We start from the raw sequence: 14,172 nt of genomic DNA on the forward strand, positions 1-14,172 counted from the left end.
ATCATTTTATCATTAAAAATTTTTTCCACAAAATTTTTAAAAAATATTTTAAATTTGAGAAACATTGCAATCTTTTATCTCGTTATATTACAGTAAGATCAGTTGTATGGGTAGTTCTTTGTAAATTAGGAGGACAAAATGGACGAAATTTGGAGTATGATTTTTAATTTTGGGTTAAGTAATAATAATCCAAACTATCCCCGGGTGATAAAATTTATAGCCAAAGATGATAATGAAGCAAAACAGAAAATCTTAAATATTTGCAAAAAAATTGTTTCTAGGATGCGTCAGTCCAAATGGGAATATTTTATAATTCAAGCAATGCCGTATCTGAAATCAGATGAGGGCCTTGATGGTAATAGAATGATTAGAGTAAAACCAAAATATTCTAACAGAAGAATTTTAATAATAAAAAATCCGGATAAAGTTCTGGTTCAGGGATATGGTTCGGAAGCTCTTGAGAAACTTGACAGAGATTAGTAATACCTTTTAAAAGTACCTCTTTTGGGCTGGGTGCTTTTTATTTTTTATTCACCAAAAATATTTTTTATTCAAATTTTTAAAATCACGGCAAAAATTGACGATCGTCGCCAAGTGCTGTAATCTTGTTAAAGATTTACACAAAATTTATATGAGAAGTCTTTTCAAAAGAAAAATCTTGTTTACTCTCGCAGCCGGAGTTGCTCTTGGTTTGTATCGTTCGCCGCAGCAATATTTTAAAATTATAGGCGATGTTCCCAAAGAATGGCGAAAAATGAAAAGAAGTTATCTTAGAGATTGCATTCGCGAGTTTCATCACGATAAGTTAATTGATTTTAAAGAAAGTTCTAATGGAATATGTCGGATTATACTAACAGAAAAAGGAAAGAAAAAAGTTATTGCTTTTGATTTAGACAATATGGCAGTTAAGAAACCGGCTTTTTGGGATAAAAAATGGCGAGTAGTTACTTTTGATGTTCCAGAATCCAAAAGGCCGGCTCGAAATGCCTTGCGTGATAAGCTTAGCGACCTTGGTTTTTATTCCTTACAGAAAAGTGTTTTTGTTTATCCGTATAATTGCTTAGACGAGATTGAGTTTATTGCGGAAATTTTTCAAGTTAGACCGTATGTTAGATTTTTTGAGGCCACCAAGATTACGAATGAATCAGAACTCAAATTACATTTTGAAAATATTCTGTGAAATTTTAAAAGCGGGGGAGTAATCTAAAAATTTATTATCTGACAAAAATCTGACAAAAAAATTAAATTACGGCATAAATTAACGATCGTCTTATAATGCCGTGATTTTATTATTAGCAGATTACGTCTTATGACGATATTTTGTTATATTTGCCGTGAAAATTATTTTGTGTTAGCATAATTTCCACTATGGGTGGAGTTCAACCAAAAAGGCATACAAGCGGCAAAAGGAACCGGAGACGGTCTCATTTGGCTTTGACAAAAACGTCTCTTTTTACTTGCGCCAAATGCGATAAAGTGGTTCTTCCTCACCACATTTGCGCTTATTGCGGTTTCTATAACGGCAAAGAAGTAATTGATGTTTTGGCAAAACTTGATAAAAAACAGAAGAAAAAACGGCTAAAGGAAGAGGCGGCAGCTCACGCGGCACATGGGAAACATCCTTCGGGCGAAAAAACGCCGGAATTGAGTCCCGAAGAGTTATCCAAAAAGTAATAAGTTGTGGATAAGAGGTTTTGTTTGCGGGGCATTTTGTGGTAAATATAAAGCATTAGATATTTCGAATATTTATTATTAAAAAATGAATTCAAATATGAGTGAAAAAATTAGAAATATTATTACAGCAGTTTTGTGTCTTGCGTTTGCTGTTCCTGCTATGGCCCAGACTAATTCGCCATCCATAACTTCCTTACAGCCAGCTTCAGGTCCGGTAGGGACACAAGTGACGGTTATGGGGACGGGTTTTACTTCCACCGATAATACCGTGAAATTTGGAGTTGGTTACATTAAAAATATTGTGTCAAACGGCACAACTATTATCTTTATGGTTCCCGAGGGTTTGGATCTTTGTCTACCAAGCGGAGGTCCTTGTCCAGGTGCATTCCCAAGAGTCTCGCCGGGTAATTACAACATATCCTTGGTTAACGCCAATGGCACGAGTAATGCAGTTTTGTTTACAGTCACGGCAACAAAAGAAGATGAGGCTTACCGAAAAAAAATAGAAGATAGTGCCAATTGCGGCACGAAGCCTGGAGCTCCGGGGAATTGGATTTGCAAGGATGGCGGGTGGAAAATCGAACAATTAGACGTAAAAGCCAAAAGGGCTGAATTAAACAATAAAATAAAAGATGAGCGCGAAGCGGCTAAAAAGCGCATTGAAACCGTACGGGAAGAAGCCAAAAAAGCAACTGAAACGCGCCGTGAAGAGTTAAAAAATAAGATCGGTAAATTGCAGGACGAAAAAAAGAAACAAGCCGCCACACGGCTTAACGAACAAATGGCGCGCCTAAATACTCAGTGGACCAACCATTTTAATAATGTGCTCGATCAACTTTCCGAGATTCTTCTTAAAGTGGAATTAAGAGCCGGTAAAGCAGAGACCAATGGCAAAGATGTTGTTGCCGTAAAAACAGCAATCCAAAACGCCAAAAATGCCATCGCTACTGCCCGTACAGCAGTAGAGGCGCAAGCAAAGAAAACCTATATTGCCACATTTAGCTCTGAAACGGATCTCAATGCGGCATTTAAGACTGTAAGAGAACAGCTTCGCAAAGATCTTTTCGGTCTTCGCGACGGCGTAATGAAAAGCGCCCGCGAAGCGGTAAAGAACGCACTTCAGGCGCTAAAGGGCGTTCCAAAAGTGGACGAGGAAAAATAAAATTAGTCTCTATTCAAAATTATGAACACATCAAAAACTTGGATTTGGATTATAATCGCGATCGTTGCGCTGGCCCTTGTCTGGGCTGTCTGGCAGTATGGTTTTTTAGACCGATTATTACCAACTACGCTACAGATTTCTGATAATGATACTACCGCCGAAATTGATAAAGATTTAAACGCAGTTGATATCGGCAATCCGGATCAGGATCTAAAGAATTTAGATACCGATTTAAATCAACTTTAAGATCGTAATTTAAAATTTGAGATTAAGAACTATATATAAAAAGATTGTATTTTTCTTCATCATAACGGCTTTGTTTGTATTGGGTTCTGTTAACGGTGTCAACGCTGTTTCCCCGGCGATTTCCGCTATTACGTTATCTGGTATCAGCACTTCTACCGCCACTATTTCCTGGACTACCGGCACGGAAGCTTATTATGTGTATTACAGTTATGATCCCAATGGAGACCTGGTGCGTTACGAGAGATCCGGCAATTACAAAGTATGGCACTTGACCGCTCGGCCAGGAGCGAGATCAATGGAATTCGGCGCTGATAACAAGTTATATATTGGCACATGCGGTTCGGGACAACTCCTCCAGCTCGACCCACAATCCGAGAATTTAAAGGATTTGGGGAAAATCGATGACGCAAATTGTATCATGTCGCTTTCCCGAGGGCCGGACGATTTCGTCTATGGCGGCACCTATCCGGGATTAGGTAGGCCGGGGAAACTCTTTCGAATCGATACCAGCGGCAACGTGGAAATTCTGGGAACTCTCGATCCAAATGAGGCGTATAATGCTTGGGTTGTTGCCACACCTGATGGCTGGGTTTACAACGGCATTGGAGTCGTCAAATCCAACGTAGTTGCCTATAACCCCAGGACCAAAGAGTTCCGCAATCTCATGCCCGATTCTGAGCGCGTGCAGGGAGCTACACGTGTTTTTCGGGCAGTTGATAACAACGCTTACGCCGAAAACAACAAGAAATATTACCGACTGCTGAACGGTACTGCGACACTAATTGACAAGTCTCCGGCGATGATGCCGCGGGACCAGTGGAGCGACGGAACCAAGGCAAATGTTCCTCCATATCCAGGTAACACACTCCCAGTATTTCTCACCACAACGGGACCGGACGGAAAGATCTATATGAGTGGATCGGGCCCAGAATATATAGCCCGCTTTGATCCTGCGACAGGCCAGACCACAAAATTAGGTATCATCCCTAGTGGAGGCGAGGCATATTCAATGATTGCGGCATACGGAAAGCTATTCATCGCTTCCTATCCGCATGCAATCCTGCATATTTATGATCCAACAAAACCTTTCAACCCTTCGCCAAGACTGACGAAAACCGACAACCCGGCGTATTACGGATCTACCGCGCCGAATCAAGACAGGCCTCGCGCGATGGTCAAAGGCAATGACGGTAGAATTTATATGGCTAATCATCCAACCTACGGTTATTTGGGTGGCGCGATTTCATGGTACGATCCAGTTAATGACAGTGTTGGTTCAGTTCCGACGCCGGTCCCAAACCAGTCGCTCTGGAGTCTCGCAAGTTTGCCCGACGGTACGATTGCAATTGGGACAGACATAGATGGCGGTCCAGGGACTGTTCCTACCGCCACGCAGACAAAGCTTTGTGTTTGGAATTATAACGACCCGACTCGGTGTCAGTGGGAAGGCGCTCCGCTACAGCCGGGTAATACTGGCATAAAGTCTCTCGCCTTAGGTGGCGATAATCTCCTCTACGGCGCCGGGGGAAAACAGGTGTTTGCCTTTAATCCGGCCACGCGCACCATATTGGCCACAACTACTTTTCCGCAAGGGGGGGTTCTTCATCGCGCTGGTCTAATGACTTTGGCTGACGGTCGCGTGGTGGCACTTACAGCCAGTTCCGCAACGTTCGTTAAATATAATAGTTCCACTACGGGTGGAACCTGGACTTTTAAGACTTTTGCGAAGGGCACTCTTACATCAGGCGGAGCCATTCTAGGCGATTATCTGTATGCCGCGTCTGGCAAAGCCTTAGTTCGGGTTCGTATCCCGTCCGCTACAGCAACTACGGTGGCCAATTTTGAGAAAGTCGGTAGTGTTATCGGACTAGGTATAGTACAAGGGGGATCGATGGTGGCGCCTGGTCCAGGCGGCCAAGCAGATTCGCAAGTCGAATATGGTCTCACGACTGCCTACGGCCTTTCAACACCGATTGCGCCAACGCTTGTTTCGGCGCACTCAATAAGTCTCACCAATCTTACCCTCGACACCCTCTACCACTATCGCGTCAAATCCAGAGATGCCTCCGGTAATCTCGCAACTTCTGAGGACGCGACTTTCCGTACCGCACAGCTGTCTACCATTGATACCACTCCTCCCCAGATCTCCAATGTGAATGCCTCGGCCTCCGTTTCTTCAATTACCGTAACCTGGCAGACGAATGAACAAACTGACTCCAAGGTAGAATATGGAACAAGTGCAACTTATGGGTCGGCCGTCTCTACTACAACCCTATGGACTTCCCACTCTCTCGTTCTTCCAAATCTCTCTCCAGACACCCTTTACCACTACCGGGTAAAGTCCAAAGACGCGTCAGGAAATGAATCCCAATCTTCGAACAATACCATCCGTACTGTTTCCGACACCCCAGGGAGTTGCACTCCAAGCTCAATCAACAACGGAACAGTCTCTCCCTATCCCTCCTGCTCTCCTGCAACTCTGGATACAGAATGGAAGGCAGTGTCTGTGTGGTTACTAGCACCGGCGGTGGCGGCGGTGGCGGCAGCGGAGGCGGTGGCGGTGGCGGTGGCGGCAGCACTGGTGGTGGAGGTAGTGTAACTGTTTCTTCTGCTACCATAGAACGTTTGGCAACTAATATTCTATCAGCGCAAAAGGCCCTGCTTGATTTGGCTATTATCAAAAAGACCTCTCCAAACGATCCGTCAATTCCCGGAAAGCTCGCCGAAATCCAGAAAGCTATTCTGGAGATTACCCAAGAACTTCAGCAAATTTTATCATCAGCTTCAACGTCTGGACTGTTTTCTTTTTCCATCAATCTCTCTTTAGGGTCTTACAATAACGATGTTCACGAACTTCAAAGAATTCTCGCTCGAGAGAAATTCTATTTTGGCTCTATCACCGGATACTTCGGTCCTGTTACTCGCGCTGCGGTTATACGCTTTCAGCGGTATTTTGGCATTTTGCCTGGTAATCAAATCACTCCCGGTTTAGGGTTGGTAGGGCCTTTAACCAGAATGAAGCTAAACGAACTCTTACAGAAGCCATGAATAATTTTTACGGTAGTTGGTTTTACTATGGAAAAAAGTTTTAAGATGGTAAAATTGCTTTTACGGCTCGGCCTTGCTTTTGTGTTTTTCTATGTGGCGATTTTCTCTTTTTTAAACCCCAACGATTGGATAGGATTTTTTCCATTGTTTTTAAGAGATATTATCGCCGAAAATTCGCTTCTTTTATTTTTCAGTATTTATGAACTCGCTTTGGGTTTTTGGCTTATTTCCGGAAAATATAGTTTTTTATCCGGCCTAGTTTCAGCAGCCACTCTTTTGGGCATTATCGTTTTTAATCTCGGCGCTTTTGACATTGTTTTCCGCGATGTCGGATTATTTTTTGCCGCTTTAGCATTAATGCTTCTTAGCCGTCCCAACCGATTGCCGGTGTTATAAAAATCTGATAAAATCTTCTCATGGAGCATGAAGAAAACAAAACCCCTTTAAATCCGGAAGAGGAGACTTTAATAATTGTTCGTAAACTTTGGCGGGCAGAAAAATGGCGCCGTTTCTGGACAATTTTCAGGTATATAGCTTATATCGGTATTATTTTTGGCGCCTTCTATTTTCTGACTCCATACATCGAACGATTGCGCGACACAATCCCGCCGGAATTACAAAATATTCTGGAAAAATTACAATGATGAAAAAAAGATTATTAATTATAGCAGGCATTATTCTTCTGGCGGGCATCGGCGCGCTCGTTTTTTATTTTTATAAAACTTCGCAAAATAATCCGGCCTCAGTGGTGCGCCAAGATGATTTTATTCAAAATACTTTTCAAGCGCCGGCTGTTTCTGGCAACGTAGTCAATTCCGGCATCGCCGGCAATATAGTTTTACTTGGCGGCGGACCATATGAATATGAAGCGTCTTTAGATATCTTTAAAGTTGACGATTTGTCAAAACCTTTCATTTCAGTACGTTCGGATTCCAGTGGGGCTTTCCAAATTCCCCTGCGTCCCGGTTCTTATATTTTAAAGCCGATAGATCCCGATGGCGATATCGCCTCTGTTAAAACGAGTTATTCCTTTACGATAGGCAGCGGCCAATGGCTGCAAGTGAGAGTTGAGTACAATTCCATCAGCGAATAACAAGTCCATGAACGACAACGTGCAACAAATAAAAGAGCGTCTGAATATAGTGGATGTTTTGTCCGGCTATATTCGGCTGATAAAAGCCGGCGTTAATTACAAGGCTCTTTGTCCGTTTCATAACGAGAAAACTCCGTCATTTATGGTTAGCCCTTCGCGTCAAAGCTGGCACTGTTTCGGGGGTTGCGGCGAAGGGGGCGATATTTTTACGTTTATAGAAAAGATAGAGGGCGTTGAATTTGTTGAGGCCTTAAAAATTTTGGCGGAAAAAGCAGGAGTAATTTTAGAACATGTTGATCCCAAGTTGCGCACCGAAAAAGACCGTATGTATGAAATTTGCGAAAAAGCCGCACAATTTTTTACGCAAAAACTTGGTAATCCTAATGCCAATGTAATAAGCGATTATTTGCACAAAAGAGGACTGGTAGATAAAACTATTGATGAATGGCGGCTCGGCTATGCGCCCGACTCTTGGGATTCGCTTTTATCTTTTTTAAAAGCTAAGGGCTATAAAGAACCGGAAATTGAAAAAACCGGCTTAATTATCCAAATACAAAATACTAAATACCAGATACCAAGATGGCATGATCGTTTTAGAAATCGCTTAATGTTCCCAATTTTTGACGCGAACGGACGGGTTGTGGCTTTTTCCGGCCGGCTAATGTCAGAAATTATTACTTCTCAAACCGAAAGAGCCGACAGCGGCAAATATGTTAATTCTCCGGAGACGGTTTTATATAGCAAGAGCCGCGCTCTTTATGGTTTAGATCGTGCCAAAACAGAGATCAGAAAAAATAACAAAGTTGTTTTGGTAGAAGGCCAAATGGATATACTTTTGTCGTTCCAAGACGGAGTGAGGAATATTGTTGCCACCTCGGGGACGGCTTTAACCGAAGATCACCTAATGATTTTGAAGAGATTGACCGAAAATTTAGTTTTAGCCTTTGATATGGATGATGCCGGATTTAAAGCAACAAAGCGCGGCATAGAAATGGCCCAAAGCAACGGATTTAATATTTCGGTTTTAGAACTTGAACCCGGTAAAGATCCGGCGGATTTTGTAAAAGAACGTCCGGGAGAACTAATAAAAATACTTCAAAACGCCCGGCCCATAATGTCTTATTATTTTAATCAGGTTTTCCAAAAATTCGATATAAATAAAATCGATGGAAAAAAAATCGTTGCGATTACGCTGCTTTCGGAAATTAAGCGCCTTCCGTCGGCCATTGAACGTTCCGGCTGGATTAGGGAATTGTCGTTAAAATTGGGCGTTTCCGAACGCGATCTTGAAGAGGAAATGTCTAAAATAGAATCGCAGAAAACAGATAACTTTCAGCGTTTATCTGCGTCAAATCCGCATGAATCCGCGCTTGTAAAAACCAGAAAAGAAATTTTGAGCGAAAGGCTTTTGGCGTTATTATTAAAAGCTCCGGAATCAGTTAAAGAAGCTGTAAAAATAGCGTCGGTGTTGCCGCCTTCTGATTTTGAGATTTTATCCGCCTTCTCCGTCAAATCGGCTGACACGACGAACTTTTCGGATGTACGGTCGGCTCTGCGAAGTGATTTAAGGCCGCGGCTGGATTTTTTGTATTTGGCGGGCGACTTTGAGGTTGAAAAAAGCGGTCCGGATTTTAATCCAACAAATGAAATAAAGCGTTTAATAAACGACATTGAGAAGGAGCATTACAAAGAGATGCTTGGTAAAATAGAGATTGCGATTAAAAAAAATGAAAGCCTCTCAACGATTAGCGGTTCGACAGAGCTCGCCATGAAAAATAACGGCCGGGCCTTTCTGGACGGTAAAAATTTAGAAACTTTGACCAAAGAATTCCAAAATATTTCGAATAAACTTTATCAACTAAATGAAAAATAAAAAGGCAAAAAAATTTAAGCCGAAAAAAAAATTCGGCAAGGCTGCCAAAAAAGAGGTAAAAACCAAAAAAAGAGCGGCCAAAAAAACGCCTCGAAAAAAGGCTAAAAAAGAAGCACCGGCGGCAAAACTTACTAAAAAAGAACGAATTTTTGAAGAACGAGTTAAATCTATAATCAGCCGCAGCCGCCACAGAGGTTTTATTACCGAGGCGGAAATTATTAAATTTTTTCCCGATGTTGAAAGGGATATCGCTGAATTAGAGCGTCTTTACGACCGACTCGACGATGCGAATATAAAAGTTGAAGAAAGCCATGAATTTTTGGTTAAAACCGATGAAGAGCCTAGCGAAGAAGAAATTAATCACGCTTTAAACATTACGGCGGATGATACTATTGTTTCCGATTCGGTCCAGATGTATTTAAGAGAAATCGGTAAAACGCCTCTCTTGAAAGGCGAAGAAGAAAAAGAATTGGCTAAAAAAAATGAAAAAGGGGATATGGAGGCCCGTAACCATTTAATGCAGGCGAATTTGCGTTTGGTAGTGTCGATTGCCAAGCGTTATGTCGGCCGAAGTCCCAACTTAACTTTATTGGATCTTATTCAGGAGGGGAACATGGGTTTAGCCAGAGCCGTTGATAAATTTGATTATAGAAGAGGTTTTAAATTCTCAACTTATGCTACTTGGTGGATTAGGCAAGCTATTACCCGCGCTTTGGCCGATCAGTCTCGAACTATCCGAATTCCGGTTCACATGGTTGAAACAATTTCAAAATATACCCAAATAAAACGCCGGTTGCTTCAAGATTTAGGGCGCGAGCCTGTACCGGAAGAGATTGCCATAGAAATGGGCATTGATATTGAGAAGGTGCGCCACATAATAAAAATTTCTCAAGATACAATTTCTTTTGAAGCGCCGGTAGGCGATAACGACGAGGATTCGTCACTCGGTGATTTTATTGAAGATGAAAAAAGCCAGACACCGGCTCAAGCGGCGGCGTTGCGTTTGCTGGGAGATCAAATAAAGGAAATTATCAGCGACTTATCTCCGCGGGAACAAAAAATTCTCAAAATGCGTTTCGGACTCGAAGACGGCGTTACCCATACCCTTGAGGAAGTCGGCAATGAGTTCGGCGTTACCAGAGAGCGTATCCGCCAGATAGAATTTAAAGCGCTTGAGAAAATCCGAGAACATCATAATTTAAAAAAATTGGAAGGTTATTAAAAATAATTTACAATTTACAATTTTCAATTTATAATTAAATTTATAAACTATAAAAAATTTATGAAAAAATATATATTAATTTTTAGCGCGTTTGTGCTTTTAATGCCTTTTTTAGCATTGGCTCAATCCGATAATCTCACAGAGTCGAAGATTACTTTTGAAGACCTTGATGTAACTGATCCCGGGATTCTTCCCACGAGCAATTTTTATTTTTTTAAGGAACTTGTGCGCGGATTTCAACGGGCGGTTACTTTTAATGCCGTAAGCCGCGCCGAACTGGAACTTAAAATTGTAAATGAAAAAGCCGCCGAGCTTAAAAAAGTTTCAGAAAACGACGAGGCCCTCAAAGGCCTCGAAAAAGCCGTTACCAACTATAAAGAAAGTACCGATCGCCTAAGAACTCGTTTTGAAGCGCTTAAAGAAACAAGTGAAAGCCCCAATGTTGACAAGCTTTTGGATAAATTAACCGATAGGGTTTTAAAGCACAGCCAGCTTTTTGAAGAATTGAAGGCAAAAAACGAAGAACTTAAAGATAAGATTGAAGATGCTAAAGGAAATCTGGAAGAAATCACAACCAACGCGCTAGAACGTCTTGATAGGGCGGAAAATTTAAAAGAACGTTTAGAGAAAACAGTTGAGATGCAAAGAGAAAAGGCCTCTAAAGAAATAAGGGCGCTTGAAGTTTTTGGAAAACTTGAAGAAAGAGCTAAAAGCGATGAGTTGCGCCAGAGACTTTCGGAAGTAAAAAACGGGTTGGTTGAAAAAATTGAAATTCGTTTTAGTGGCGCCGCGAGTTCAACTATTTCCCAGATATTGGAAAATTTGCCGGTAACCGCCGCCAGCCGTCTTAAAACTTTAGAGGAATTAAAAGAAAAAACCGCGGAGTCTGCGCTTAGGAAAAGCATTGATAATGTAAGGGTAAAAGTTGAAAGTGAAGCTGGGGAGAATAGGATTGGCAAGGAAGACGCGGAAAAAATGATAAAATCGGCAGAAGGAATGATAAACGATCTGAAGGCGCGGCTTGAATCCGGAAAATATAATATCATTCCCGAGTCGGTTAAATCATTGCTTGAACGCGCCGGCAACAATTTAATTAACGCCAATACCGCTTTTAAGTCCGAAAAATATGGTGAAGCTTTCGGGCAGGCTAGCGCGGCTGTGACTGGCGCCAAAAATGCCATCGCCCAGCTTTCTGGGGCAAATAGTGTTTTGCCTGATAAGGCATACCGTAAAAAACTTGAGGATTTGGAAAAATGCGGCATAAAGCCGGGGGCTCCCGGAAATTGGGTTTGTAAAGACGGCGGATGGAAATTGGAGCCCGAAGAATTATTTTGTGCGCAAGTCTACGAGCCGGTTTGCGGAGTTGACGGAAAAACCTACGGCAATGCTTGCGAAGCTAGGGTTGCCGGAGTTGCGGTTAAATCAAGGGGCGAGTGTCTGATAAGCGGAACGGATGAAGCATATCGTAAAAAGCTTGAAGATTTGGAAAAATGCGGCATAAAGCCGGGGGCTCCCGGAAATTGGGTTTGTAAAGACGGCGGATGGAAGCTTATGCCGGAGGAAACAAGCGCCGCTGCTCCTAAAACTTGGACGGTTGAACACGCTAATAATCGATTTACCCCGAGAGAATTGAAAATCAAAAAAGGCGATACGGTAACGTGGGTTAACAAAAGCGGCATCTTAACATGGCCGGCTTCGGCAATGCATCCTACTCATCAGGTTTATCCCGGGTTTGATGCTTTAAAGGGTTTGGGCAAAGAAGAAAGTTATTCATTTAAATTTGATAGAGTCGGTTCTTGGAAATACCATGATCACTTGAACCCTTCCAGTACCGGAGTTGTGGTAGTCGAATAATAAAAAAATAAATCGGTATCTTCTCAACGGAGATACCGATTAAAAACCATTATGTGAAATACTTCCTGGTGGAATTCTTCGGTTGCCTCAATCAACCCTTTCCTTTCGAGAACTATTAGGTGATTTCTCATCCATGCAAGTTCTCTGTAAGACATATCTTTTTTTGCTATATCAATTGTTGCTCCAGTCAGGTGAGACGATTGTTGCGAACCCGCTTTGGCTGATGCCGCATTTCTATTTCTCTTCTGTAATTCTTCTTGGTACTCCACCGTTCTGACAGCGGAGTTAACCTGGATTTGCTTTCCGAATCTAGTTTCGTAGTTCTCGCCGAGATCAACAAGAAACTGTAGAACCCACGGTCGGCAATATCGATACTTTTTTGGCAACCTGTCATCGACTATAACGCCTTTACTAATCGGGAGAGGGACAAGCAGTCCGCTCTTTTTGAAGGTTCCAAGCTGCTTCTCGGTCAAGCGAGACAGGTTTTCTAGATCTGCCTGCTTGTTTTGGCGCTCTATAGCGTCAGAAGATCCCCTAAGTTCATTCGCAACCGTATTGGTCAGGAAAAACATAGAGAAAACAAGAACAATCGCCATTTTTTCCACGCTTCGCCTCTCTTGCCGCCGCAGTAAATGATACTTAAAAAGATTTTGGTTTTTATTATCAACATTGTACCATAAAATTTTGGTAATTATTACTCATATTGTCCCCATCCTTATTTTAACGCCTATTTATCCTATTCCCGCCATCAGAACTTGGCAACTTGGGGTTCAATCTCAATAGATTTTCCAACTTGATTTTCCAAAAAAATAATGTAAAATTACTTAATATTCCGACATAGCTCAACGGTAGAGCAACTCCCTGTTAAGGAGTGGGTTCCTGGTTCGAATCCAGGTGTCGGAGCATTGATTGAGATCGGGCAAGAGATTGCTCGATTTCTGTTTTATTCATTGGGTTTTTTGCGGTTCGAACCTTCGCGATTACTTGGTTGGACACGAGTGAGACGGTTTTCATGGGCACAAGCGTATTTTCTAAGGAAATACTTAACTTTTTGTCCATAAGTAAGAGGTTCGAACCGAGGGTGGAGAGAATCTCTTTTTTCTTCTCCCATGGGCCGGTTTTAAATTTCAGCATGGCATGCTCCACGAACTCAAAGGCTTCATTGGCAAATTTAATCCGCTTGTCTATCTGATCGCCGGTATCGTTCAGAAGCTCCTCAAGGCGCTTCTTTTCTTTCTGGGCGTCCTCCATCCGCCTTTGGAAATCTTCTTTGCCGAGTTCCTCCCGGGCCCGCATATCAATAAGGCCGTCAATCACCGCCACGCAATCCTTGTAATCCTTTTGCAGATTCGTTAAGACAGCGCTGGTGTTGACCGAATCTTTGGCGTTTTGCTCGCGCATCCACTTCATGCCAAAGTCGTGAACCTCTTGCGAGATGTCGAGCTGATCCAGTAAAGAGATAATCTGCCCTTCCAGATCGTTTTGCTGAACAACGCTTTGGACGCATTTCGGACCGCGCTTTCTTTTCGTGCAGTGATAGTAGGTATAGTGGTGCACATTGCCGTTTTTCTGACGCTTGGTTTTGTGCTCGGCCGTTATCATACATCCGCACTCTCCGCATCGGATCATGCCGGTAAAGGCGAAAGCATGAATGTGCGGCCTTTCGTTTTCGGCTCCGCCGAGCATCTCCTGCACTTTCCTGAATTCTTCTTCGGTAACCATCGGCTTGTGCCGGCCCCTGAACCAGTTGCCTGACTTTCTTGGAAATTCAAACATGCCGTAATAGAAAGGGTCACGGAACATCACATAGGCCGCGCTGTAGGCCATGGGCTTCCCGCCAATGCGTTTATGTTTTGGCGTTAAGTATCCCAGTTTATTGTTGGCGATGTCCACCACTTTCGGCACCCGGTAAACGCCGGTGAGCATGAGGCGCCACATCTCTTTTACAATCGGGAATCGCACCGAATCCTCTTTAATGCGCTTATTTCCTTTCTCGGCAT

The 14,172-nt window shown here is 42.6% G+C and carries 15 protein-coding genes and 1 tRNA gene; 14 read left to right on the forward strand and 2 right to left on the reverse strand.

Annotated elements, in window-relative coordinates; genetic code table 11:
* Nucleotides 1-138: 138 nt before the first annotated feature.
* The 13 genes from HYW79_03495 to HYW79_03555 all read left to right on the forward strand — a co-directional run bounded on the left by HYW79_03495 (nt 139) and on the right by HYW79_03555 (nt 12,172).
* Entirely contained in the window at nt 139-480 is a 342-nt protein-coding gene (locus HYW79_03495; protein MBI2635575.1) for a hypothetical protein, read from the forward strand.
* Between the two features lie 151 nt (nt 481-631).
* Complete coding sequence (cas2, locus tag HYW79_03500; protein ID MBI2635576.1) at nt 632-1,180, forward strand: CRISPR-associated endonuclease Cas2; 549 nt, start codon at nt 632-634, stop codon at nt 1,178-1,180.
* A 188-nt stretch (nt 1,181-1,368) separates the two neighbouring features.
* Nucleotides 1,369-1,674 (forward strand): 50S ribosomal protein L32, encoded by a 306-nt coding sequence (gene rpmF, locus HYW79_03505; protein ID MBI2635577.1) that lies wholly within the window; start codon nt 1,369-1,371, stop codon nt 1,672-1,674.
* A 97-nt stretch (nt 1,675-1,771) separates the two neighbouring features.
* On the forward strand, nt 1,772-2,836 hold the full coding sequence (locus tag HYW79_03510; protein MBI2635578.1) for an IPT/TIG domain-containing protein: 1,065 nt from the start codon (nt 1,772-1,774) through the stop codon (nt 2,834-2,836).
* Between the two features lie 21 nt (nt 2,837-2,857).
* On the forward strand, nt 2,858-3,082 hold the full coding sequence (locus tag HYW79_03515) for a hypothetical protein (protein ID MBI2635579.1): 225 nt from the start codon (nt 2,858-2,860) through the stop codon (nt 3,080-3,082).
* Between the two features lie 910 nt (nt 3,083-3,992).
* On the forward strand, nt 3,993-5,681 hold the full coding sequence (locus HYW79_03520) for a fibronectin type III domain-containing protein (protein ID MBI2635580.1): 1,689 nt from the start codon (nt 3,993-3,995) through the stop codon (nt 5,679-5,681).
* Complete coding sequence (locus tag HYW79_03525; protein MBI2635581.1) at nt 5,591-6,130, forward strand: peptidoglycan-binding protein; 540 nt, start codon at nt 5,591-5,593, stop codon at nt 6,128-6,130. Before HYW79_03520 ends, HYW79_03525 begins: the two co-directional genes overlap by 91 nt.
* A 27-nt stretch (nt 6,131-6,157) precedes the next feature.
* Nucleotides 6,158-6,526 (forward strand): hypothetical protein, encoded by a 369-nt coding sequence (locus HYW79_03530; GenBank protein MBI2635582.1) that lies wholly within the window; start codon nt 6,158-6,160, stop codon nt 6,524-6,526.
* Nucleotides 6,527-6,546: 20 nt separating this feature from the next.
* Nucleotides 6,547-6,774, forward strand: coding sequence for a hypothetical protein (locus tag HYW79_03535; protein ID MBI2635583.1), 228 nt, complete (start codon nt 6,547-6,549; stop codon nt 6,772-6,774).
* Entirely contained in the window at nt 6,774-7,223 is a 450-nt protein-coding gene (locus HYW79_03540) for a hypothetical protein (GenBank protein ID MBI2635584.1), read from the forward strand. Before HYW79_03535 ends, HYW79_03540 begins: the two co-directional genes overlap by 1 nt.
* A gap of 7 nt (nt 7,224-7,230) precedes the next feature.
* The gene (locus HYW79_03545; GenBank protein MBI2635585.1) at nt 7,231-9,096 is read left to right on the forward strand and encodes a DNA primase; all 1,866 of its coding nucleotides are present in this window, start codon (nt 7,231-7,233) and stop codon (nt 9,094-9,096) included.
* Nucleotides 9,086-10,318 carry a sigma-70 family RNA polymerase sigma factor gene (locus HYW79_03550; protein ID MBI2635586.1) on the forward strand — a complete coding sequence of 411 codons (1,233 nt, stop codon included), beginning with the start codon at nt 9,086-9,088 and terminating at the stop codon, nt 10,316-10,318. Before HYW79_03545 ends, HYW79_03550 begins: the two co-directional genes overlap by 11 nt.
* Before the next feature lie 975 nt (nt 10,319-11,293).
* Nucleotides 11,294-12,172, forward strand: coding sequence for a hypothetical protein (locus HYW79_03555; GenBank protein ID MBI2635587.1), 879 nt, complete (start codon nt 11,294-11,296; stop codon nt 12,170-12,172).
* Nucleotides 12,173-12,195: 23 nt separating this feature from the next.
* On the opposite strand, the gene HYW79_03560 is transcribed toward HYW79_03555, so the two are convergent.
* The gene (locus tag HYW79_03560) at nt 12,196-12,768 is read right to left on the reverse strand and encodes a D-alanyl-D-alanine carboxypeptidase family protein (protein MBI2635588.1); all 573 of its coding nucleotides are present in this window, start codon (nt 12,766-12,768) and stop codon (nt 12,196-12,198) included.
* 235 nt (nt 12,769-13,003) lie between these two features.
* Between HYW79_03560 and HYW79_03565 the strand changes: the two genes are divergently transcribed.
* Nucleotides 13,004-13,075, forward strand: a tRNA-Asn gene (locus tag HYW79_03565).
* On the opposite strand, the gene HYW79_03570 is transcribed toward HYW79_03565, so the two are convergent.
* Complete coding sequence (locus tag HYW79_03570; protein MBI2635589.1) at nt 13,037-14,110, reverse strand: recombinase zinc beta ribbon domain-containing protein; 1,074 nt, start codon at nt 14,108-14,110, stop codon at nt 13,037-13,039. The genes HYW79_03565 and HYW79_03570 overlap by 39 nt on opposite strands.
* Between the last annotated feature and the right edge of the window lie 62 nt (nt 14,111-14,172).

It is taken from the genome of Parcubacteria group bacterium (genome assembly GCA_016186325.1).
In the GTDB taxonomy this organism is placed as follows: domain Bacteria; phylum Patescibacteriota; class Minisyncoccia; order UBA10092; family UBA10092; genus JACPHB01.